This is a genomic window from Gilvimarinus gilvus (genome assembly GCF_030518155.1).
GTDB lineage: Bacteria > Pseudomonadota > Gammaproteobacteria > Pseudomonadales > Cellvibrionaceae > Gilvimarinus > Gilvimarinus gilvus.
In genome coordinates, this window is the sequence record NZ_JAULRU010000577.1 from 64,694 (window position 1) to 85,663 (window position 20,970).

At 52.9% G+C, this 20,970-nt stretch carries 20 protein-coding genes; 8 read left to right on the plus strand and 12 right to left on the minus strand.

Going from position 1 to position 20,970, the window contains the following annotated elements:
• Window positions 1-13: 13 nt before the first annotated feature.
• From QWI17_RS13045 to pomA, 7 genes are all read right to left on the minus strand, one after another.
• Window positions 14-874, minus strand: coding sequence for a hypothetical protein (locus QWI17_RS13045; protein WP_302722953.1), 861 nt, complete (start codon window positions 872-874; stop codon window positions 14-16).
• A complete protein-coding gene (locus tag QWI17_RS13050; protein ID WP_302722954.1) occupies window positions 871-1,224 on the minus strand; it encodes a hypothetical protein in 354 nt (117 codons plus the stop codon). Before QWI17_RS13050 ends, QWI17_RS13045 begins: the two co-directional genes overlap by 4 nt.
• 329 nt (window positions 1,225-1,553) lie before the next feature.
• The gene (locus QWI17_RS13055; RefSeq protein ID WP_302722955.1) at window positions 1,554-2,114 is read right to left on the minus strand and encodes an HNH endonuclease; all 561 of its coding nucleotides are present in this window, start codon (window positions 2,112-2,114) and stop codon (window positions 1,554-1,556) included.
• 295 nt (window positions 2,115-2,409) lie between these two features.
• A complete protein-coding gene (locus QWI17_RS13060) occupies window positions 2,410-3,030 on the minus strand; it encodes an IMPACT family protein (protein WP_302722956.1) in 621 nt (206 codons plus the stop codon).
• Window positions 3,031-3,136: 106 nt separating this feature from the next.
• Complete coding sequence (locus tag QWI17_RS13065) at window positions 3,137-4,477, minus strand: MFS transporter (protein ID WP_302722957.1); 1,341 nt, start codon at window positions 4,475-4,477, stop codon at window positions 3,137-3,139.
• Window positions 4,478-4,985: 508 nt separating this feature from the next.
• Entirely contained in the window at window positions 4,986-5,966 is a 981-nt protein-coding gene (locus QWI17_RS13070) for a flagellar motor protein MotB (protein WP_302722958.1), read from the minus strand.
• 14 nt (window positions 5,967-5,980) lie between these two features.
• A complete protein-coding gene (gene pomA / locus QWI17_RS13075; RefSeq protein ID WP_302722959.1) occupies window positions 5,981-6,745 on the minus strand; it encodes a flagellar motor protein PomA in 765 nt (254 codons plus the stop codon).
• Between the two features lie 205 nt (window positions 6,746-6,950).
• Between pomA and QWI17_RS13080 the strand changes: the two genes are divergently transcribed.
• From QWI17_RS13080 to QWI17_RS23790, 6 genes are all read left to right on the plus strand, one after another.
• Window positions 6,951-7,193: an exodeoxyribonuclease VII small subunit gene (locus QWI17_RS13080; RefSeq protein WP_302722960.1), complete on the plus strand. Its 243-nt coding sequence runs from the start codon at window positions 6,951-6,953 to the stop codon at window positions 7,191-7,193.
• Window positions 7,193-8,077, plus strand: a complete 885-nt coding sequence (locus QWI17_RS13085; protein WP_302722961.1) for a polyprenyl synthetase family protein — start codon at window positions 7,193-7,195, stop codon at window positions 8,075-8,077. The genes QWI17_RS13080 and QWI17_RS13085 overlap by 1 nt, the downstream gene beginning before the upstream one ends.
• Window positions 8,078-8,119: 42 nt before the next feature.
• Window positions 8,120-10,009 (plus strand): 1-deoxy-D-xylulose-5-phosphate synthase, encoded by a 1,890-nt coding sequence (dxs, locus tag QWI17_RS13090; RefSeq protein ID WP_302722962.1) that lies wholly within the window; start codon window positions 8,120-8,122, stop codon window positions 10,007-10,009.
• Window positions 10,010-10,152: 143 nt separating this feature from the next.
• Complete coding sequence (locus QWI17_RS13095) at window positions 10,153-10,446, plus strand: FeoA family protein (RefSeq protein ID WP_302723085.1); 294 nt, start codon at window positions 10,153-10,155, stop codon at window positions 10,444-10,446.
• Window positions 10,443-12,290, plus strand: a complete 1,848-nt coding sequence (gene feoB / locus QWI17_RS13100) for a ferrous iron transporter B (protein ID WP_302722963.1) — start codon at window positions 10,443-10,445, stop codon at window positions 12,288-12,290. Before QWI17_RS13095 ends, feoB begins: the two co-directional genes overlap by 4 nt.
• A gap of 34 nt (window positions 12,291-12,324) precedes the next feature.
• On the plus strand, window positions 12,325-12,528 hold the full coding sequence (locus tag QWI17_RS23790) for a FeoB-associated Cys-rich membrane protein (protein WP_502553146.1): 204 nt from the start codon (window positions 12,325-12,327) through the stop codon (window positions 12,526-12,528).
• On the opposite strand, the gene QWI17_RS13105 is transcribed toward QWI17_RS23790, so the two are convergent.
• A complete protein-coding gene (locus QWI17_RS13105) occupies window positions 12,488-14,008 on the minus strand; it encodes a tryptophan halogenase family protein (protein ID WP_302722964.1) in 1,521 nt (506 codons plus the stop codon). The genes QWI17_RS23790 and QWI17_RS13105 overlap by 41 nt on opposite strands.
• A gap of 254 nt (window positions 14,009-14,262) precedes the next feature.
• Here QWI17_RS13105 and QWI17_RS13110 point away from each other — a divergent pair, with 254 nt between their 5' ends.
• On the plus strand, window positions 14,263-15,774 hold the full coding sequence (locus tag QWI17_RS13110) for a beta-N-acetylhexosaminidase (RefSeq protein WP_302722965.1): 1,512 nt from the start codon (window positions 14,263-14,265) through the stop codon (window positions 15,772-15,774).
• A 62-nt stretch (window positions 15,775-15,836) separates the two neighbouring features.
• Here the strand turns inward: QWI17_RS13110 and QWI17_RS13115 are convergent, their stop codons facing one another.
• Window positions 15,837-16,502, minus strand: a complete 666-nt coding sequence (locus QWI17_RS13115; protein WP_302722966.1) for a hypothetical protein — start codon at window positions 16,500-16,502, stop codon at window positions 15,837-15,839.
• Window positions 16,499-17,818 (minus strand): ammonium transporter, encoded by a 1,320-nt coding sequence (locus tag QWI17_RS13120; RefSeq protein WP_302722967.1) that lies wholly within the window; start codon window positions 17,816-17,818, stop codon window positions 16,499-16,501. The genes QWI17_RS13115 and QWI17_RS13120 overlap by 4 nt, the downstream gene beginning before the upstream one ends.
• A gap of 419 nt (window positions 17,819-18,237) precedes the next feature.
• On the opposite strand from QWI17_RS13120, the gene QWI17_RS13125 reads away from it, so the two are divergent.
• The gene (locus QWI17_RS13125; RefSeq protein ID WP_302722968.1) at window positions 18,238-19,410 is read left to right on the plus strand and encodes an AI-2E family transporter; all 1,173 of its coding nucleotides are present in this window, start codon (window positions 18,238-18,240) and stop codon (window positions 19,408-19,410) included.
• A 21-nt stretch (window positions 19,411-19,431) separates the two neighbouring features.
• Here the strand turns inward: QWI17_RS13125 and QWI17_RS13130 are convergent, their stop codons facing one another.
• A complete protein-coding gene (locus tag QWI17_RS13130) occupies window positions 19,432-19,917 on the minus strand; it encodes a TspO/MBR family protein (protein ID WP_302722969.1) in 486 nt (161 codons plus the stop codon).
• Window positions 19,918-19,990: 73 nt separating this feature from the next.
• On the minus strand, window positions 19,991-20,968 hold the full coding sequence (locus tag QWI17_RS13135; protein ID WP_302722970.1) for a DUF6635 family protein: 978 nt from the start codon (window positions 20,966-20,968) through the stop codon (window positions 19,991-19,993).
• Window positions 20,969-20,970 lie beyond the last annotated feature (2 nt).

Sequence of the window (20,970 nt, forward strand, 5' to 3'; positions counted from 1 at the left end):
CCAACATTACCGGTCAAAAAGCGTTTTCACCCATTTCTAAAGAATACTCTTCGGTAAGGCTATAGCCGGGAATAATCGGTGCCTCTTCGTCGGCATACTCAAAAGGTGGCAGCCCGAGCTTAATACGCCGAGCCTCATAATAATCATACAATTCTTTAGCCTTTTCTCTGATCACCACCTTATCCTGGTCAGATAAAACAATTTTAGAGCCTCTACTCTCCTCCAGGCCCTGCAACAACGCCGGCGCACTTTGATATTTATAACTTGTATTCCCACGCATGGCCGAAAACTCCATAAATGAAAATTTTGCCAGCAAGCCTTCTTTCATTTTCTCCGAATCACGACTATAGGCCTCTTCACCGTAAAACTTCTCAGCATACTCCATCACTTGTGTATCGCCCAAAATTATAGCCAGATCAGTGTACCGCTTTAAATTTTGATCACGCTTTTCCCAAAATTCTGCTTCTTCTCTTACAGAGAGATTACTCAAATACTCATCAGATACTCGTGTGCGGACAATGCGATTAGCCAACTCTTTGACTGCGAGAATATCCCTCTCAGCTGCAAGCGCCTCTAAAGTGGCTTCGTCGTAGCTTCGGTAGACAAAGGCGTCCTTACTTCTTAAGCTGGGAATGGAACCCTGCGACAATTGAGTATCATGAGCGCTTGACTGTGCCGATCGCGAAACCGTGGCAGTATTTTTTTCACCCTCACTTTCACTGCCGATATCACTACTGTATTCGACCGCCGACTCTTGATCAAACACCGGACCTTCACCGTCCTCTCCCGTACCCAACGTAAAATAGACAAAAGCCGACAAACTAAAAAGTACAGACAAAGCAGCGATAACCGCGCCTTTCAATTTGGCATTCATCGCTTAATCCCCCAGCCCGCAGCCCCAGCACAAGAAGTATCTTTCAACTTAGAATTGTCAAAATCATAATCGCACTTATCAAAATGCTTATCTCTGGCATTTTTCATTTTGTCTGAACAATATTGGTTACCATGCACAGCGGGGTTAATCGTAAACGAATACAGGTCGAAATAACTGAACCCCATAGAGTGTGAGACGCTACCACTTTCAATCTCATTACAGACGTCAATCGTATCGCTATACTTATCACGCGCATTTACTGTACAGCTATGCTGTTTTTTTCGCAAAGCCCCCATCCTTTTGCCACAACGCTGGGCCCACTTCATCTGTTCTTGGGCCAATGCACTCATGCCACGATCACTCCCCATACTCAAGTACATGGATCTCATATCGGCGGTATCCATGAAGCTGGACAAGTAGCTATAAAGCCTGTCGGCACCGGATGCCCGTAAACAATCACCTCTTGCAACGCTCAAGTTGGAGGAGACGCAAACAATACACCGAAGAATAATGGAAGAGATACTACTAAAGTTTTGAAGTTTTCATCGACAATCCCATGGCTTATTATTTTTTTGAGCATAATCTCGAAAATATGGTGTATCAGAGAAGATTGGGACACTGCTAGAAACGTTTTTGCTGATATTCTGCATCACGCCGCGTAAATCATCCATAGATGCTTTTAGTGCCACGCTCTATTTTCGGAAAACTGCGGGCGCAGAAACTCCATTTGATCACCGCGAATACGATCGGAGTTAATCAGTGCCAGGTATTCGGCAATATTGGGGCAAAAGGGCAGTGCCAGTAACTCCATATCAATGTCCTGGAGCAGATTATTACTCTTGCGTTGGTTGCAGCGTTTACAGGCGGTGACCACATTGCGCCAGATATCTTTACCGCCGCGACTGATGGGGTGTACATGGTCCCGCGACAGTAGCCCGTAGGTAAATGCCTTACCACAATACAGGCAGAGATAATCATCCCGGGCAAACAAGGCGCGATTGGTAAGGGGGGGGATTTGGCGATAGCGGGCGATACGACTGCCGCCACAGGCAATAATAGCCGGCAGGGTTATTTGCGAGCGAACTCCACTGCAGCGGGCGTAACCACCCACCACTTTGCGAACCGGGCCACCTAAACTCCAGGCCACCAAGTCTCGGGCATAAAGGCAAACCGCGTCTTGCCAATGCAGCCACTCAATAGGCTGGCCGGCGATATTAAGCCGCAGTATTCTCTCGTCCACCGGTACCTCCTGTCGCAGTAATCACGGGCGTGATGTATAACTGGCAAAAGACCACTCGATCAATGAGTAGCGCTAACTACTTTGTCCATAAATTATGACGATAATATGTCAAATGTACCGTGTTTTTCTGCAATTGCCTAGCAGGCTGCTGAAAAACCCCATGCATGCTCAGCGTAGCCTGAAGCGTGCAGATGTTGCGTCTTGTCTCGACGCACAGGGTGGTTCCCTTTGCTAGAGGCAAGGCGCAGCAAATGTGCGCTTCAGGTCACGTAGCCAACTCGCCACACAGACGCCTCTATTTATCATCTAACGGACGCACTCGTGCCTGACCTGAAGTCAGCAATCGAATATGGTCTTGCAAAGACTCATACTTACTGTAAGCCACCGTCGTATAAAGGCTGACTCCGTCTGCATACTCTACATCGTCAACCACCGCGCCCTGTCCATCCAGCGCCAGACGAATTTTTTGCTCGAACGCAAAAGGAACCTCCACGACTAATGACAGTTGAGGTACAACTTCACGCCACTGAGCATTGTCTAGCGCCTGCGATACCGATGCGCCATAGGCACGTACCAATCCTCCAGCGCCTAACTTGGTGCCGCCGAATGTACGCACAACTACGGCCATACAATCGCCGGCCGAGCGGTGCGTAAGCACATTCAGTATGGGCTTTCCCGCCGTGCCTGATGGTTCACCATCGTCACTGAACGCCACTAATTTAGGTTGCGCTGCATTGCCCACAATGTATGCCCAGCAGTAATGGCTGGCCCCTGGCAACGCCTGCTTTATATTTTTCAGCACCCGCAAAGCGTCTTCGCGACTTTGCACAGGCGTTAGTACTGCTGTGAAAGTGCTGCGTTTCTCCTCGTAGAGAAATTGACACGGTTGCGCTAGCGCCTGATACGATTGCGACATATGGCCTCACATTGTCCTTTGGGTACAACTATTTTCGCACAGTCTGGTTCAGCGCCACCAAGTCGCAGCCGTTAATCTCGCGTGAAAGTAACTCAGGGCAGCGCCATTAACGTGCGCAAGCTTTTCCGCGCAATAAAGAAAAAATAACAGCGAGAGCGACAAAAGACATCGAGAGCTCTAGCGCATGGAGAAAGGTTGCGAGTATGGGTTCTGCCAATGCCCCGGTAAGAGGCCTGTCACCAATAAGTGAATAGACCAGTAAATTGACCAAACTCATTCCCACTAGATTGCCGCTTACCCGCGCTAAATTTAGTGTTGCGGAGGCGACGCCGGTCTCAGAGGGATGAGCCGCCTGCATAACCGCGAGGTTATTTGGGCTCGAAAACAAGCCAAACCCCACCCCCACCAAGCCTAACGCAACACTGATGTAAAACCCCGTGGTACTTAGCTGAAGCTGATGCAGCAAAAAAAATCCGGCCAAGGTTAAACCGCAGCCAACAGATGACAAGATTCGGGCCGGAAAAAAATCGGCCAATTTGCCGGCAAAGGGCGCGACAACGGCCATTGCCAGTGCTTGACTGAGCATGATTTGGCCAGCGTCAGCGGCGCTCAAGCCAAGCACATATTGCAAATAAAGACTCAGCAGAAACCCCAAGGGGTAACTGGAAGCGTACATAAACAGCGCAGCGGCAAGAGACATCGAGAATAGCCGTGACTCGCTGAACATTTGCACGCGAATCAATGGAGCCTTTGAATTGAGCTGCCCCCAGACAAAGCCTGCAAACAACAGACATGAAGCGCAAAGCGTGAAAAAACCAACCGGGCTTGGCAAGCTGGTAAAACCAAAAACTAATGTGATGGCCCAAGTCGCCAGCAACAGTGCGCCACGCCAATCAAAGCGCTCGCCTTTGGCATTGCGCCACTCTCCTTTGACATAGAAAAAAGACAGGACTAAAACGATGGAGACCAAAGGTAAAGGCAGCAGAAAAACAAATCGCCAGCCCAGATAATGTGTGACCCACCCCCCGAGCGCGGGAGCCAGAGTAAGCCCTAAATATACACAGGCAGCGTTTAGCCCCAGCGGCAGGCCACGCCGATGCACGGGAAAAACCGAAATCAAAATAGCCATGCTGGTGGCAAAGATCATGGCCGCCCCCATGCCCTGCATGAATCTCATCGCCAACAGCCACCACATACCGGACGCGAAATAAGCGCTAATACCCGCAAGCGCGTTAATCACAATTCCCAGCTGAAACACTCTCTTGCGACCCCAGTTATCCGCGAGCTTACCCGCTGGCAACATACAGATAATATTGGCGACCAATACGGCGGTGGGGACCCAACTGACGAGAATGCCGCTGGCTGACAGCTCCTGAGCCAACGCCGGAATCGCCACATTGACCGATGCCATACCTAAAGGGGCAATAAATGCGCCCAAACACACCATAATTAGGGCAGGCCATTGTGGCGCGACTTCACTGTTGTTTACTGCTGCGATCGAGAGCCCCCGGATGAAATGCACGACAATAAAAAGCCGACACCCCTGACATCAAAGGCGTCGGCTTTTTATTGTAAGAATTGAAGCGCTATTTAATCACATTCACACATATTTGCGGACAGTCGGACGTATTCTCGCCATAAAAATCGGACACATGACTCAACACCTGTGACATCAAAATGCCCATAATCTATGCCTAGAAAAGAAAAACCCCACAACAAGGGGGCTTGTTATGGGGTTTTGCAGGATGGAACCCAACCTTGGGCTCTCTAGCGGCGAGATCCGTCTATTCCTTGCCTCACGTCCTTATGTTTCGTGATCCTTGCGCCCATTATGAGCGAGGATGAGCGTCAAAAATAGTGGCATTTGTCACAAGTTTTTGTAAGAGATGTCGCACAAGTCGGTTTATCGTCACTCGCGTTGCGTTGCCATGCAGCCGACTTAGCCTCTCTGGGTACTAGAATACTTCTTCCGGCTCCAGATCAAACAGGTACTGAGGCTCCACGTCGAGTTTGCGGATAATGTCGTCGCCTTCGGATTTAAGCAGCTCCATGTCCTCAGGTGCCAGATCGCCCTGCAACCCCTGCCGAATGACAATTTCAACCCGACGGTTACGCGCGCGGTTAGACGCACTATCGTTAGGCGCCAAGGGTCTTACATCGGCAAAACCCGAAACTTCAAAGCGTTTAGGTACCAGATAACCGCCGCGCATAAGCTGTGAGGCAACAGAGGCTGCCCGCATGGCCGACAGGTCCCAGTTGGAGCGAAACTGCGCCGAACGGATCGGAATATTATCGGTATGACCCTGCACCTCAATTCGCCCTGGCTTTAACATCAAGACCGCTCTAATCTCATCGATCACATCATAGTAATCAGCGGCGAGCCTGGCCGAGCCAGACTCAAACGAACCTTTCTCGCGAATCCGAATGATAATTTGCCGACCTTCCGTTTCTATTTCCAATTCGCCGTTGCTAATACGCTCTTCCAGCTTGCCGGCCAATTCCGCCGCGTCCTGCTGAGTTTGTTCAATCAGGCCTTCAATAATCTTCTGTAGCCGGTCTTTGGCGCCGTCATCCATGTCCGGTTCACCGCGCTCGATGTCGTATTCTTGCGCATCGCGCACCTCCAGACTCATTTGGGTAATGTCCTGAGTGCGTTGAAAAATTTCGGTAATCGGCGTTGGATCGGGCTTACCCGGACTAAACTCCTGAGCGATGATGCTGGTGCCCTTGGGAACCTCCGTGACGTTGAGCTTGGCCTGCACACCGAATGCCTGCGCCAAAGACCCTGCCAAACGCCGAAATTTCATAGCGTCCATTTCTGAAAAAGAAAGCAGCAATACAAAGAAACACATGAGCAGCGACATTAAATCGCCAAAGGTGGCAAGCCAGGCAGGTAGACCGGGTTCACATTCGCATTCGTTTTCTTCTTCGTCCATCTTCGCCTACTCCCCTACCCGGCCGTATCGGCCACTTCGCGCTTACGCTCGGGTAAGTAGGTGCGCAAAATAGTGTCAATCACCCGGGGGTTCTGGCCATTTTGGATGGCGAGTAAACCGTCAATGATCATACTTTTAATCAGATACTCTTCCCCTGCGCGCAATTTGAGCTTATCGGCAATGGGCAGCGCAATAGCATTGGCAATCATTGCGCCGTAGAGTGTGGTCAACAGCGCAACCGCCATCGCCGGGCCAATTGCTTTGGGGTCGTCCATATTCGCCAGCATAGCCACTAGCCCAATCAAGGTGCCGATCATACCCATCGCTGGGGCAACGTCGCCGATCGCGGCAAATATAGAAGAGCCACTGGTGTGGCGTTTTTCGGCCAAAGAGCGGTCTTTGGACAGCATGGTACGCACCACATCCGGGTCGTGACCATCCACCAATAATTGAATGCCTTTTTGCATAAACCCATTGGTGACTTCTTTGCCTTCGAGTGACAGCAGCCCCCCTTTGCGGGCAGCATCGGCCAGATCGACGATCTCTTCAATCATATCCAGCGGATCATCCGATTTATTGACAAAGCTTTTGCCCGCAACCTTAAACGCGCTCAAGAATTGGCTCAACCCATACTTCGCCATGACAGCGAACACAGTGCCACCGACCACAATGACTAGCGATGGGGCGTTGACGAACATACCAAGCTCGCCCGACATAAACATTGAGGCGACAATCAGGCCCAAAGCCCCCAATAGCCCAATCAGTGTTGCTAAATCCACTCCTCACTCCTTAGCGGCACCCGGATGAACATTCATTTACCACTTATTCTAGTCGCAAACTGCACCCAAAAGTAAAAATTAAAAACCGACTCTGAAACCTTGATAGGAAACGCTATAATACGCCGACATTCACGGGATATGCCCAGCTTATCGGCCACAGGCCCATAACATTAAGGCCATTATCCCCCACACTACAGGTTTAGTAATGCCCGGCGCCAAGAAAAAGCCCGACCTTGAGTCATCGCTAAAGCAGCTCGAAAGCATAGTCAGTGAGATGGAGTCTGGAGAGCTATCTCTAGAGCAGTCGCTGCAGGCATTCGAAAAAGGCATTAAGCTGACCCGCGAGTGCCAACTGCGACTCACCGATGCCGAAGCACAAGTAAAGCAGCTGCTGGAACACAATGGCGAACTGACGCTGACTGATTTCGACCCCCCGGAAGATAATTAATGTCCGCCTATATGGATTTTTCGCAGTCGGTACGCTCACGCATCGACAGCGCGCTACAGCAGGCGATCCCCGACACTGCGGACAACCCACTGGGCGCCGCCATGCGCTACGCACTCGCCGGCGGCGGTAAACGTATCCGCCCCCTGCTGGTATTTGCCGGCTTCCAGGCGGTAAGCTGCAAATCCGACCACCCGGCGCTGGACAATGTTGCCTGCGCGATCGAGGCGATTCACGCCTACAGTCTAATACACGACGACTTGCCGGCAATGGACGACGACGATCTGCGCCGCGGCCAACCTACTTGCCACATTGCTTTTGACGAGGCGACCGCCATTCTCGCCGGTGACGCCTTGCAAACGTTAGCGTTCGAGCTGTTAGCCAAAGCACCCGAGCTGAGCGACAGTACCCGGCTGGCCCTGATTCAAACTCTGGCCAGAGGTGCAGGCGCGCAAGGCATGGTGTTGGGTCAGGCCATCGACCTGGCGGCGGTTGACCAGGAACTGACGCTCAGCCAGCTTGAACATATGCATCGCTGTAAAACCGGCGCCCTTATCGACGCCAGTATTACCATGGGGGCCTGGGTTGGCGCCGCCAATAGCGAGTCTTTAAGCGTGCTTACAGAGTTCAGCCGCGCACTGGGTTTAGCCTTTCAGGTGCAGGACGACATTCTCGATGTCACCTCGGACACTCAAACTCTGGGCAAGCAACAGGGCGCCGACCAGGCTCGCAACAAGCCTACCTACGTCTCACTGCTAGGGCTTGACGGAGCTCGCCAAAAAGCTCAGGACCTGTACCGCCAGGCACTGGATTGCTTACCCCATTTACCCGGAAACACCCAAACATTGCGCGTAATCGCACAATATATAGTTGAGCGTAAACACTAGTGGCGCCTACAATGGCAGGTTTGCGATAAGCGATACTCCCAAATGCTGAACGAAATACCTCAAACGCGACCGGCAACCCCGCTGCTGGATCGCATCGACTCCCCCGCCGACTTGCGCGAGCTCAGTGACAAAGAGCTGCCCAAGCTTGCCGAAGAGTTGCGAGCATTTTTGCTGTACAGCGTAGGGCAAACGGGCGGCCATTTTGGTGCGGGGCTCGGCGTTGTAGAACTGACGATTGCTCTGCATTATGTCTATCAAACGCCCGTTGACCGCCTGGTGTGGGATGTCGGGCATCAGACGTATCCCCATAAGATTCTAACCGGCCGGCGCGAGCAACTGCTCACGATGCGTCAGGCTGACGGTTTATCAGGCTTCCCTAAGCGCGAAGAGAGTGAATACGATACCTTTGGGGTCGGCCACTCCAGCACTTCCATTAGCGCCGCTCTGGGTATGGCGTTGGCCGGTAACGACAACAAATGCGCCGCGATTATAGGCGATGGTGCCATGACCGCGGGCATGGCATTTGAGGCGCTAAACCACGCCGCCCATACCGAAGCCGACCTGCTGGTTATTCTCAACGATAACAATATGTCGATATCGCCCAATGTGGGCGGCCTCGCCACTTATCTGTCGAAAATTTGGGGCAGCAAGTTTTACAACTCGCTACGCGAGGGCAGCAAACAGGTGCTGACTAAAATCCCCTCTGCCTGGGAGTTCGCCCGCCGCACTGAAGAGCACTTTAAGGGGTTTGTCTCGCCCGGCACTTTGTTCGAAGAGCTAGGCTTTAATTACATCGGTCCTATCGACGGCCACGATATGACCTCGCTGGTGCGCTACCTGCGCAACCTGCGCGATGTAAAGGGCCCCAAGTTACTGCATATCATCACCCAAAAAGGCAAAGGGTTTGAGCCTGCAGAGCAAGATCCGGTGGGCTACCACGCGCTCAATAAGCTCGAACCGGCCCCCAAGAAACCCGTACCCAACCGGCCCAAATTTCAGGCTGTGTTTGGTCAGTGGCTTTGTGATATGGCCGCGATTGAGCCACGGCTGGTTGGCATAACCCCCGCCATGTGTGAGGGGTCTGGCATGGTCGAATTTGCCGAACAGTACGCCGAGCGCTTCTATGACGTCGCCATTGCCGAGCAGCATGCTGTCACCTTGGCCGCCGGGCTTGCCTGTGAGGGCAAAAAACCCGTGGTTGCCATCTACTCGACTTTCTTACAACGCGCTTACGATCAGTTGATACACGACGTGGCCTTGCAGAATCTGGACGTCACCTTCGCCATAGATCGCGCAGGGTTGGTTGGCGAAGACGGGGCCACTCACGCCGGCAGCTTCGACATCTCCTTTTTACGCTGCATTCCCAATATGGTGTTAGCGACGCCTTCTGATGAAAATGAGTGCCGCCAGCTTCTGTACACCTGTTTTAGCCACCAAGGCCCCAGCGCTGTGCGCTACCCTCGTGGGCGCGGCCCGGGCGCGACCATCGAACCGGCAATGAACGCTCTGCCTCTGGGCAAAGGGATCATAAAGCGCCACGGCACCAGCGCCGCCCTGCTGTGTTTTGGCACACTGACCGCCAATGCCCAACAAGCTGCCAGCGAACTGGGGTTAACGCTGTGTGACATGCGTTTTGTCAAACCACTGGATACTGAGCTTATTGGGCAGATGGCGCGCAGCCATGCGCTGCTCGTCACGCTGGAAGAAAACGCCATTGCCGGTGGAGCCGGTTCGGCGGTAACCGAGTTTCTCAACACTCAACAACTCAACACTCCCGTGCTTCAGTTAGGCCTGAGCGACGACTTTGTCAGCCATGCCAGTCAGTCCGGGCAACTGGCCAATCAAGGCCTAGACGCAGCGGGTATAGGTTGCAGTATTCGCCAGCGACTCTCCCAACTCGGTGTTCATAGCCTGGAAACCCGAGCGCGTTAAGCCACAGCTTCACGCGTTAACAACGGGGAATTCATTGCTCGATCAGAGTAAAAAAGGTATCCTAATTAATAATTACTCTCATTTTCCCCTTGGTTGATTTTCACACTATGACTGCCAGTTCTACCGTTACTAGCCCCGCCGATATGGCTAGCACAACTCTTCCTCTGCACCAATGTAGCAAGGGGCAAACTGTGCGCTTACTTCAGGTTGCCAGCCAACAGGCTTTTGCTGATCAGGATGAGCTCGTCTCATTGCGCTTAAAAGAGCTGGGCTTTTTGCCCGGTGCGGTATTGACCGTGCTCGGTTTCGGCTTTCTCGGGCGCGACCCGATCGCCGTTAAAATCGGCAGAACCAAGTTTGCATTGCGCCGCGCCGAAGCCAGTAAGTTGATTGTTGAACCGGTCGCGGCAGAGGCTCCAACTGAGGGCAAACAATGAGCGCTCAGCCTATTCGCTACGCCTTAGTGGGCAACCCCAACTGCGGCAAAACCTCAATTTTTAATCGTCTTACCGGCGCCCGCGCCAAAGTGGCCAACTACCCCGGCGTTACCGTAGAGAGGCGCACCGGCCCGGTAGGAGAACTCGAGCACAGTGCGCACCTGGTCGACTTACCCGGCACGTACAGCTTGCACGTATCCTCTCTGGATGAAAAAGTGGCGCGCGACATCATTCTGGGCTGCATGCCTGGAGAGGCGCCGCCGGATGTGCTGATTGCGGTGGTGGACGCCACCAACCTGCGCCTGGGTTTGCGTTTGGTCATGGAACTCGCAGAGCTCGGCCGCCCCATGATACTCGCGCTCAATCAAGCCGACTCTGCCGCCAAGCAAGGCATGAAAATCGATACCGAAGGCTTGGCGCAGGCGATTGGAATGCCGATTGTCGAAACGGTCGCTATTCGTCGCAACGGTATGCAAGCCCTGCGTACGGCTATGGAGCAGTTTGCCAACAATTTCAGCGGTGAACGCAGCGCCAGCATCGATATGCCCGAGCGCAGCGAGTCCATTGAGTCGCTCTACCAGCGCATCGAGGCGCTGATTCAACAATTTGTTGAGGCACCCACGGCGCGCAACACGTGGCAAGACACCCTGGATCGTGTCGTTATGCACCCGGTCATCGGCTTTGCCGTTCTGATGGCTATTTTGTTGATGATTTTTCAGGCGGTATTTGCCTGGGCCGCCCCGGTGATGGATTTAATCGACGGATCTTTTGGCGCGCTCGGAGAAACAGTTGCAACGGCTTTGCCACAGGGCATCCTGCAGGACTTTCTGGTCAATGGACTGATTGCCGGGGTGGGTGGTGTACTGGTATTTTTGCCGCAAATTATTATTTTATTTTTCTTTATTTTAGTGCTGGAAGACTCCGGCTACTTGACCCGCGCGGCGTTTTTACTGGATCGGCCCATGCGCGGTGTTGGCCTGTCCGGGCGCTCGTTTATTCCACTACTGTCGAGCTTTGCCTGCGCCGTACCCGGCATTATGGCGACACGCACTGTGCCCGACCCGCGCGAGCGTTTAGTGGCCATTATGGTGGCCCCTCTAATGACCTGTTCCGCGCGTCTGCCGGTGTACACACTCATTATCGCTGCATTTATTCCCGAACAAAACGTATTCGGATTTTTCAATCTGCAGGGGCTTACGCTGTTCGTACTTTACATTGCCGGCATTGTCAGCGCTGCCGCGGCCGCATGGCTTATGCGCCTGAAGCAAACCCGCGATGAATTTCCACTGCTGTTGGAGCTGCCCAGCTACCGTATACCGTCGCTCTACCATTTGTTGATTGGACTGCGCGAGCGCACCTGGGTTTTCCTGCGCCGGGTCGGTACTATTATTTTGGCTCTGTCGATTGTGCTGTGGGCTCTGTCGAGCTTTCCGGCAGCGCCGCTGGACGCTACCCGCCCCGCCATTGAGTACAGCTTTGCCGGACAACTGGGGCGATTGATGGAACCCTTATTCTCGCCCATGGGCTTTAACTGGCAGATGTGTATAGCGCTTATTCCAGCGCTGGCCGCACGGGAAGTGGCGGTAAGTGCTCTGGCTACGGTATACGCGGTGGGCGGCGAAGCCGCTCTGGGTAGCGCACTGGGAGCCAGTTGGGGCTTGCCCGTTGCGCTGGCTTACCTTGCCTGGTTTGTCTATGCGCCGCAGTGCTTAGCAACCATTGCCGTGGTTCGCCGCGAAACCAACTCGCGCTCAGCAACGACCTTCTTCACCCTTTATTTGTTCGGACTGGCGTATCTGGCTGCCGTTATCACCTACCAGCTTGCCTCATGGCTGTTGGGGTAAACGGTAATAGACAGACGTCAGGGGAGACGTAATTATGTGGCAGGAAATCATTGTCGGAATTTGCGTGCTAGTGGCGGCCATCGCCGTCATTCGTCGCATGTTGAGAGGGAGCCCTGCGTGCGGCAGCGGTTGTTCCGGCTGTGCCAGTCAGGGAGCTTGCAGTGTTCAGGCCAGCCCCCAGATCGAGCAACACGCCCTTACATTGTCACCGCAGGCGCCTTACAAAAACGCTCAATAAACTCATCGTGAGTAGGCTGCGTTGCCGCTATTTTCTCAATAGCGGCTTTACCGGCAGCCATTGATGCCCTGAGCGCAGCGTAATCGAGCGCATCTACAGTCGGGTTGTAGCGCTCGGGGACAACCCCCATTCCGGTCAGAACCATCTGCCAATTCACCGCTTCAAATAGCACTTCAACACCCGGCACAACGGTGCCTGATGCCTTAAAGACTGCGAGCTTGCGCTGCAAATCTTCCGACTGAGGCATATTTTGGCAGAATTGCCAAAAAGGGGTGTCATTGCGTTTTGTGGTGCAGTAATGCATCACCAGAAAATCTCGAATTTCGGCATACTCCCCATGCATACGACGATTAAACTCATCCACTAAGGTGCTGTGAATGCCTCGATCCGGAAAGTGGCGAATAAACATAGCCACCGAACGCGACACCAGATGAATGGCCGTAGACTCCAGCGGTTCCAGAAAACCCTGCGCCAAACCAAGCGCGAGACAATTCTTATGCCAAATTTTACGGCGAACACCAGTGAGAAATGGTATCACTTTGGGTTCGCCCAACGGTTTGGTATCAAGCGCGTTCAATAAGGTGTTGGCCGCTTCGTCATCACTGATGTAATCACTGCAATAGACGTAACCATTGCCTGTGCGGTGCTGCAGGGGAATTCGCCAGGTCCAGCCCGCCTCGCGCGCGGTTGCAAGCGTATAAGGCGCCGTATGTTCGGCTTTGGCACTGGGCACGGTGACGGCGCGATTACACGGCAAGAAATGCGACCAATCTTCGTAACCTGCCTTTAACGTTTGCTCAATCAACAGCCCCTTAAAACCGGTGCAGTCGATAAAGAAATCGCCACTGACCGATTCGCCACCTTTTAGCTTTAACGTGGTGATATTGCCCTCGGCATCTTGCTCAACGGACTCAACATGGGCTTCGGTGCGTTTCACACCGGCCGACTGCGCATAGCGACTGAGGTACTGGCCAACCAGAGTTGAATCGAGATGCAGTGCGTAGCCAACCGCGGCCAATGGTGTTTGCGCGGCTTTGTGCGGCAGGAAAAATCGGTTCTGGCCTGCCAGAATTCCCTCTGGCGAGTGCTCCATCAAAGAGACGGAATCGCCTTCGCTGCGGGCCTTTAACCAGAGTTGATAAAAATCGTGTCCATCTATTTGACGGCCAATTTTACCGAACGAATGGAAATAGCTTTGCCCTTTCTCTGCCCAGTCGGCAAATTCAATGCCCCACTTAAATGTACTTTGGGTTTGACGGATAAAATCTACCTCGTCGATGCCCAGATTGCGTATTGCGGTGAGGAAGTGCGGCAAGGTCGCCTCGCCTACGCCGATAATCCCGACCTCTGGCGATTCGACGACTTCAATGCTCACATCGGTGTCTTTAAACACATTGCCGAGAGTGGCCGCGGCGATCCACCCCGCAGTACCACCACCGACGACAACAAATTGGGTGATACGGTTGTCAGATGACTTCATAGAAATGTTTCTGCTTTTGTGTGGGGCACTTACCTAAAGAACTGTAATTTTCTGTCCACTGCGCGTTTAAGCGCTTGCTCTCACTCTTATAGTTAATCTACATTGCACATTAAGTCATGAAATACGGCCTATGCACTGAGCATCAAGGATAAACGCCGCAGAGCGTAAAATCCACTTTGAATACTCGCAATAAGCTTGGCGCCGTAAACAATAAATAAGTGCCCCATCGCAAAGTCGATACACGGAGCAACACAATGAGACTTATTACCGCAACCCTGGCGGCCTGCCTGTTGGCCGGCTGTGGCAGTCATTCAACGCAACCACCCCAAGAAGCAGAGGGTACACAGAGCCAAATTGAGAATTCCATGCAGCAACTAGGCGTGGTGCCATACCCCACTGACGTCAGCACCACGGGCGGCCAATGGACTTTGCCTGCGAGCGTTCAGCTTCTCAACAGCGGTGGCGATACCGCATTGCTAGCACTGCAGGAACTTCTGTCACAGCTGCATATCACCCAGGACCCTACCGCCGCAGCCAGTATTGAGCTATCACTGATAAACGACGATGCTTTGGGGGCGGAAGGCTATCGCCTGAGCATTGCTGATGGCATCAGTATAAGCGCCAATACTGACACGGGGCTTTTCTACGCCGTACAGACCTTACGACAAATGCTGCCGGCCAGTAGCGAAGCAACTTACCAGCTCCCGACAGTTGAAATTACCGACACGCCCACTTATCCCTGGCGCGGTAACATGCTCGATGTGGCCCGCAGCTTCTTACCCGTAGAATATGTTAAGGCGCACATCGACCGGATGTCACTGTTCAAGCTAAACCGTCTTCACCTACACTTGAGCGATGATCAGGGTTGGCGTGTTGAAATTAAAAAGTACCCAAAGCTTACTGAAATTGGTGGCGCCAGCGCTGTCGAAGGCGGACGCTCAGGTTTCTACAGCCAGGCAGAGATTCGCGATCTGGTTCAGTATGCCGCACAGCGCCATGTCACACTGGTACCCGAAATTGATTTGCCCGGCCACACTCAGGCAGCACTGGCGGCCTACAACGAGCTGGCATGTGATGACGTAACCCGACTGGGAACCTATAGTGGCAAAGAGGTTGGGTTCAGCAAACTGTGCCTAACCAAACCCGATGTTATCTACCCTTGGGTTGAAGATGTTCTAAGCGAAATCGTTGATCTATTTCCATCCGACTACATTCATATCGGCGGCGATGAAATCAAAGACCCGCTCTACCCAGAGTTCATTGCACGCGCCGCCGGAATCGTTGCCGACTTGGGCCGCACAGCAATAGCGTGGGAAGAAGGTTCGGTCGCAGACAATGAGCCCGATGTGCTACTGCAATTGTGGAATGATAAATACGATATTCAGCCAGCGCTGGAGCGCGGCCACAAATTAATTCTGTCGCCTTGCTCATACACTTACTACGACCACGGCAACTACCAAGGGCAACCCAACACTTATGATTGGTGTCGCAAAGAGGGGGTCCCACTGCAGCGTGCCTACAGTATGGACACCAGCAAATTCGGCGCCGCCGTAGGCATTGAATCGGCTATGTGGTCGGAGTTGGTACACACGGATGCGACCGCCGACAACCGCCTTTGGCCACGCCTGGCGGTAACTGCGGAACTGGGCTGGAGCCAGGCATCCGACAAGAATTATGAGCAGTTCACTCAGCGTCTATCGAATTTGCAAGCCCATCTCGATGCGCTAAACATTCATTACTACCCAGAGCCCGACCTCGGCTGGTAACAACGAAGACCGCACAGGTGCTACTTCACCTGTGCGGTTGAAACTCACTCGACCCACCTGAATTATAAAAAACGACGCACATCGCGCACACTTTGGGGATGGTACGCTTCGAGCCAAGCAACACACTTCTCCAACGTATCATCGGCGCGCATAGGGCCGTATAGCTCACACATCACAACGTACAACTGATTAACCACTCGCCTAATTTCAGGCGATGTACACATCACCGAAAACACCTTACCCCCGCCATCGCTGTCGAACCACAATCGCAAGCGCGCTTTCAGTGTAGGGTTTAAATTCATATCACCTAAGCGCACCAAAAAATTGAGTCGCAATTGCAGAAATGCATCGCTAGGCAGTACTTTTTCGAGCGCCACCAAAAAATTCTCAAAAACCTTATCCAGTCGCTCTGGATACTCAGCCTCAGACTTCGCCGTGGCCGGCTCATACGAAATTCCGCTACTGGGCGATGGGTCGGGTAATAACGCCGCAGCACCCGGATCCTGACTTAAATTCAGCAGGGTTCGAATCACCTCTTTGCGAGGGCCCACGCTCGATGACAGTTCAGACAACTTACCGACAAACTCATTGAGCGCATACACAGGTTTGTCTGAATACTGTTTTTCCCATAGCCGAAATGCCTTGCTCAGGTCATCGCCCTGCATAAATTTTGACAACGCAGTAAAAACAATTCGGCGCTTTTGAATTTGAACTGGATGGGTACTCATCGCTCAAGCACCTCCAGTGTTTTTTCATTGTAGGCCGTGCTCTTACTGAACTCGGGATAACCAATTTCCGCATGCTCGGTAATATCTAAGCCGCGTTGCTCATGCTGAGGCTCAGCGCGCAACGGTAGAACCAGGTTGATCAGTCCATAAATCGCCAGCGCGCCAACAAATGCCCAGAGGAAACAAGTCAGCACACCAATGCTTTGTACCACTACCATCTCAATAGAGAACATGTCTTCGGCGTAGAACAAACCCGCCGCGATAGTCCCCCACGCGCCGGCGAATCCGTGCACGGGTATGGCGCCAACCACGTCATCGACACGAATTTTCAACAAAATATCGGAGCCATACACGACAATCATGCCAGCGACAGCACCTGTAATAATGGCGTACAACGGATCCATAGTGGCGCAACCCGCGGTAATTCCGACTAGCCCGCCAATGGAACCGTTGATCACTTGTCCGACCAAAATGGGAGTGCGCCTTAGGCAGCAGGCCAATAACGCCCCGGCGGCACCGGCGCAGGCTGCTAAATGCGTATTCAGGTTGATCAAACCGATCGAAACATCAGCTGCGAGAGTGCTGCCACCATTAAAACCAAACCACCCCAACCACAGAATAAAGCCACCCATAGCAACATAGCTTAGGTTATGACCCGGTAATCGTCGTGGACGCCCATCGCTATCAAACCTACCGATTCTGGGGCCCACTACCAGGGCTCCGGCGAGCGCCACCCAAGCCCCCAGCGAATGAACAACAGTAGACCCGGCAAAATCAATAAAGCCTAGTTGGGCGAGCCAGCCGCTACCCTCATACGCGCTGCCCCATACCCAGCTGCCAAATACCGGGTATAGAAACCCCATAACGACACAGGCCGCCAGCAAGTAAGCGTTAAAGCGAGTGCGTTCAGCCATGGTGCCACTGGCGATGGTGGCAGCCGTTGCGGCAAACATCGCCTGAAAAAGTAGCACCGACCAATTCCAGTCTTCATCCGGATTGAGAAAGAAGTGATCAGTGCCCAGAAAGCCAGAGGGATTGGCGCCAAACATCAAACCAAAGCCCACCAGGCAAAACACCAACGAGCCCAAGCAGACGTCGGCGTAGTTTTTCATAATAACGTTTACGGTGTTTTTCGCTCGCGACATGCCGCTTTCCAGTAAAGCAAAACCCGCTTGCATAAAGAATACAAGCGCTGCGGCAACGATAATCCAGACAGTATCGACCGACTCCTGCGAAGCGATCGATTCAGCGGCTTGAGTTTGACTGGCACAAAATAGCAGCACCGCGCTTAGCAGTGTCCAAATTACTTTTTTCATTGGGCGTTCTCTTTCGTATTTTTTTATCCCAGCCCCTTCCCAAGAGCTGATTTTGCCCACCGCTTGGCTTACGGTGGTGCACACATGGCATAGCCAGAGCTATAAGGCATTTTGTGTGCCACTGTCGTTTTTTGCTTTGCAGTGAAAGGGTTAGCCGCGCGCACTCTCTCAATGTTCGCGCTAACAGCGCCAACTTGCACCAATGTGGCTCGCCAATGTGTAAGCCGCGCTTACTAACGAACCAGTTTGGGCTATGTACTTTCGCCCGCTATCGCATAGACATTCACGCCTTCGAGGCGCAATGCATCTGGCGCATTACGCCTCGCGCATTGAACGTGCGGCCTCCCCTACTGCCACGGATGACAGCTGGGCGCCCTCTGCCTTATGATGGTGGCCAAAACCACGTCTAAGGCAGGGATATGTCTGAGCTCAAGCAAAATCTGGAACTAAAATCTTTTTTGGCTTTACTGTTGGTCGTCTCGGCCGCGTTTTTATGGATTTTACAGCCCTTCTTCGGTCCAATATTCTGGGCCTGTGCACTGGCGATTATCTTTCAGCCCGTGCAGGCAAGTCTTCTTAAGAGGCTCAATCACCGGCCCAATTCCCAGGCAATACTCACCTTATTGATGTGTCTGGTCATTGTGATTATTCCAGTTATTTTTCTGGTCAGCTCGGTGGTGGCCCAAGCGGCTGAGCTCTATCAGAAAATTGAATCGGGCGAGTTTGATTTAGCCGGCCATATTGAACAGTTTCAAAACTCATTCCCTGTTATAAAAGAAACCCTAGAGCGCTTTGGCGTCAACTTCGCCGACATTAAAAAGCAATCCGTAGACTTTGCGATGAACAGTGGCAAGTTTATTGCCCAGTACACGTTTGATATCGGCTCCAACGCGTTTAAGTTTGTACTCGACTTCTGCCTGATGCTTTACCTGACCTTCTTTTTTCTGCGCGACGGTGACAATATCAAAGAGCTGATGGTCCGGGCACTGCCGATGGGCGACATACGTGAGCGACTGCTATTTGCCAAGTTTGCCGAAGTCACCCGCGCCACGGTCAAGGGCAATTTAGTGGTTGCGATGACTCAGGGCGCACTGGGCGGCGTGATTTTTTGGATTCTGGGCATTCCCGCCGCGCTTTTATGGGCAGTGGTGATGGCCTTCGCCTCGCTCCTACCTGCGGTTGGGGCCGCCATTATTTGGGCTCCGGTAGCGATTTATCTGCTCGCAACAGGCGATTACATTCAGGGCATTGTGCTCGTCGCCTTCGGCGGCGGGGTTATTGGTTTGGTGGATAATGTGCTGCGCCCCATATTGGTGGGCCGCGATACCAAGCTACCGGATTATTTAGTACTACTCTCCACCTTGGGCGGGATGGCGCTGTTTGGCATCAACGGCTTTGTGATTGGGCCATTAATCGCGGCCCTGTTTATTGCCTTTTGGGGAATCTTTATGCGCGAAATTAACGTGGATGAGGACTGGGGCGCGTTAGATGACAGCGACACAGAGACGACGCAAAGCGAAGCATCGACCGCAGAAGCGGAAGATTCAGGCTCAATGGGCAGCACGACGAGCGGCGATTCCACGCCGCAGTAGAGTGGCGTTGCACACAAACACTTACAGTAAGCCGGGGTTAAGCTGCCACAGTGTGTAATTTAAAACCCCGGCAAAGCTGACCCAGCCTAAATAGGGCACCAGCATCCAGGCTGCGGGCTTATCGTAGCGCCAAAATTGCAACAGCATGGCCACAATTATAAGCCACAGAACAACGATGTTTAGCAGTGCAACAAAGCCCAACTCCCAGGCAAAAAACAACCAGCTCCACAGCGCATTCACCCCAAGGTGAACCACAAACAGCCCTATCGTGGGGTGACGAGTCCTCGCAAGCCTTGACCATACCCGCCAAATCGCAATCGCCATAAGCGCGTACAAAACACTCCACACGGGCCCAAATACAAACGCTGGCGGCGCCCAATAGGGTTGCTGCAACTGACTGTATAAACGGGCCGCGTCAACCGAGCCTAACGCCCCCAAAAAAGCCATTGAAAAACACACTGCCAGCCACACCGGCAGGCCTACCCAATAATTCGACTTAGCCCCCATCTCTGCTCCCTATTGCCCCATGAGCTTACATAATCCCCTACGGTAAATAGCTCAAAGCGGATTAGCGCACACGCTAAATAACCCCCGTACGCGCGGCGTCGATAATATCCATAATGCGAGCGAGGTAGGCGTCTTTGGGGCGAAAGCTACCGCTCGACTGAGCCAACACGTCCCGTTCAAGGCTATCGAGCATTCGGTTTAAGCGACGCGCATGAATACCCAAGCAAGATTGTATAGGGTCGGAAAGCAAACCGGAAAAACACGCCACTACGGCGAATACCAACATGACAGCGCCGGTAGACAAGACAATCAAACCTGCGCCGGGCTCAACGGGAAACAGCGCGTAATACCACTGCCCGACTCCGGCACCGAGAAAAAAGTCCCAGGCGGCAATGCGATTGGCGACAAAACCCGCCAGTGCAAATCCGATGGCAATGCCACCGGGGGTAAACTTTTGCAAGGTAAACGCGCCGGCGATAGTGGCTATAATGGTATTGCCAATATCGGCATTGGCGGTGCGGGTTAGAGCGTACTGAGCCAGTGCATCATTCAGACTTTGTTCCAACAAAGCTTCTTGCTCATCTGGCAGTGAATCCAAATGTTCGGCCTCAACAATCGCCTCGACAATACATTCGCGCAGCCGGCTGTTACCAGACTCATTATCGCCACTGCGGCGCTGCAATAACTCGCGCTCAGCGCACGCCATAAGGTGTTGCTGAATGCGGGTACGCATACCCACAGGACAGCGACGCAGAAGTGTTGCCGGCTTTTTGACACTGAGCTTATCTAAGCCCCAGGCGAGCAAATGCGCGGCTAAATAGAAAGGCACCCACAACAGATTCAGTGGCGAGCGCAGCATATCCCACCCCAAACCATGACGATTGGTATGCCAGGCACCCGGATAGCAAAAGTGCCGACGCACAAAACCAGGGACGCGTGCCCGGCACTCGGTAAAATACTTCGCCACACCGGCATGGATGGCCGCTAGCAGCGCCTCCTGACTCGCTCGTGCGCTGGGATCGGTAAAAGTTTTGATTGGTGGGGTCGCCATGG